This is a genomic window from Bradyrhizobium sp. UFLA05-153, assembly GCF_054185185.1.
This window is the reverse complement of sequence record NZ_JBBIAM010000285.1, coordinates 1-2,349: the sequence shown is the minus strand read 5'-3', so window position 1 is coordinate 2,349 and position 2,349 is coordinate 1. Positions and strand designations below refer to the sequence as shown.

Below are 2,349 nucleotides of genomic sequence, written 5' to 3'. Positions count from 1 at the left end.
CTTGCTCGCTTCATCTGTCCGTCCTTCTTCTGGCCGGACTCTAACTCCTTCTGGAGGAAATACTCAGTGGCAGGTCAATGGCCCGCAGAAGACGCCGGAGACGCCACAGGACACCGTGACCGACTAGGGCGTGTGCTCATCAAGCGTCTGGCCGACCGATGTCCGCTCAACCTCCAACAGCGGCCGAAAAGCGGACATCGGACGAAGTCGCAGAAGGGCCAAAACCGGGAAGTCATCGTGACTTCATTCGATGACCTTGTCAGCCCGAACCATAATACTGTCCGGAAAAGTTAGGCCAAGCGAGGCGGCAGTTTTGAGGTTTACCGCCAGCTCGAAAATGACCGGCTGCTCGACGGGGAGTTCAGCCGGGTCCGCTCCCTTGAAAACCCTATCGCAGTATTGCGCCACCTTAACATAGATCGCCTCTAGCTTGGGGTGGTAGCTGGCTAGTCCGCCCAAGGGTACGTAAGGGCCTGACTGGTAGATTGCTGGTATCCTTGATCTTGCGGCCAACGTTACAATCGTCGGCCGTGTCACATCTGCAAGTACAAATAGGGCATCACAGTTCTCCTGCTTGATCGTTTCAAAAGCCTGGTCAAGATCACCAGGAGTAGGTGCGACGACGCGAACGGCCGCAAGTCCCAAACTTTTGATGGATGTTTCGGCCAATTCACATTGCTGCGGATGAGTTGGATTGTTGGACATGAGCACAGCAATACGTCGCGCGGACGGCAGGAGAGTGTGGAGAAGTTCAACGCCCTTTCCGATGGCGTCGCCAACCATATTAGCCGTGCCCGTAATGTCTCCTCCGGGCCGAGCAAGGCTCTTTACGAAGCCAGAACCGATTGGATCGGTTGCCGGAGCCATGATGATGGGGATCGTTGATGTTGCCTTCTGGGCGGCCGCTATGGCAGGAGTTGTGATCGCAACAATAACATCGGGATGGAGAGCAATCAGCTCGGTTAAGAACGAAGGCAGTCGTTCAAGCTTCCCGTCGGCGCTTCGCTGATCGATTATGAGGTTCTTGCCTTCGATATAACCGAGCTCTCGCAGTCCCCCACGAAAGGCATCGTACATGGCACGGTCCGGGGGATTATCCAACTTTCCCGGATATATGTGTGCAATGCGCCAAACCTTGCTAGATGATTGTTCTGCCATCGCGATCAACGGCCACGCAATTGTGGTGTAGCCCACGCCTCTGATGAAATTGCGCCGCCGCATTTGAACTGCCTCCACGCCCAATAATTTGAAATCCAGTATGCCGTAAGCGAAACGTCCATCTTGAATAAGCGCGTGGAATTTGTACAACAGTTGCTTCGTCCGCTTAAGCCGGCAATAGTTCATCAACGATTGAGGAGCATGCTGACGAGGTCGCGGGGGATTCCGTGCCCAAGCCCCTTCCTTACCGCGACCGGACATGAAATCCCGTCGGCGCCAATGCCGGCGGGTTTTTCCTTTTACAACTCCAGCTCCATCGCTGGATGACTGCGGTTCTTCGTGGTGCGGCGAAATAGACCGGGACGCCGTGGTAGCCCATGTCGCGCATGTCGCGGAAGGTGGTCTTGACCGCCCGGTCACCGGGGCCGGTCACCGGGCGGTGTGCTGCTTCGGCGCCGCGAATCTTTTCCACACCGCCGAAATTTTCCACACAAAGTGCCGTGCCGCGACATGCCCCGTCACGATTACGCCGTGATCGGACCAAATACGATTCAGGGTACTTAACCCATTTCGGCAAAGGGCGGGGACGGCCCGTAAGTCATCATGTCGACCTTACAAGCGATGTGTTTTGGGGCGATGCTGGCATGGACGCCGGGGCTCCTTTGGTTCGCCTACTTGCTTTGGCGCGAACCGCAAGAACTGGACGAACCTCACGACCAGCTGTCGATCGCAGTTGACGCACAACAGGACCAGCCAAGGACGACCTAAACGCCGGTTCATCCCGAGTGATGGGCGCACGGGACGCACCCAAGACAGCAATTGCTTTCGACATTGCGTACTCCTACGACCCGACAAGAATAGCTCAGCAAATCACTTTCTGCTTCGAGCATTGAACGTGGCTCCACAATTAGTTGTGCCGGCCGTCGAGTTCTCTTCACCTCGCTTCTGATCTTCAGGTGAGTTCCGGTATGGGTCTTGGCTGTGCGAAAACGCCGAGGCGCTTGGTGGTGATAGAAGAAGTTATGCGTCCAAGACTGTCCTAGCACTCAAACTCGAAAGCGCACTCAACTTAAGAAGCGAATTGAAGAATGTAGTTCTCGCCGTGCTTTGATCCTTCGCGTTTTCACACAGGTGCGCCGGGAGACCGGCAAGGAGTAGGTGGTGCAAGTCCACTACGATGAAGGAATAGCG

2 protein-coding genes are annotated in these 2,349 nt (G+C 55.6%); both read right to left on the bottom strand.

What is annotated here, in order from left to right; genetic code table 11:
- Positions 1–243: 243 nt before the first annotated feature.
- Entirely contained in the window at positions 244–1,308 is a 1,065-nt protein-coding gene (locus Q2941_RS51310; RefSeq protein ID WP_458197502.1) for an ABC transporter substrate-binding protein, read from the bottom strand.
- Between the two features lie 94 nt (positions 1,309–1,402).
- Positions 1,403–1,648, bottom strand: a complete 246-nt coding sequence (locus Q2941_RS51305) for a hypothetical protein (RefSeq protein WP_156944235.1) — start codon at positions 1,646–1,648, stop codon at positions 1,403–1,405.
- Between the last annotated feature and the right edge of the window lie 701 nt (positions 1,649–2,349).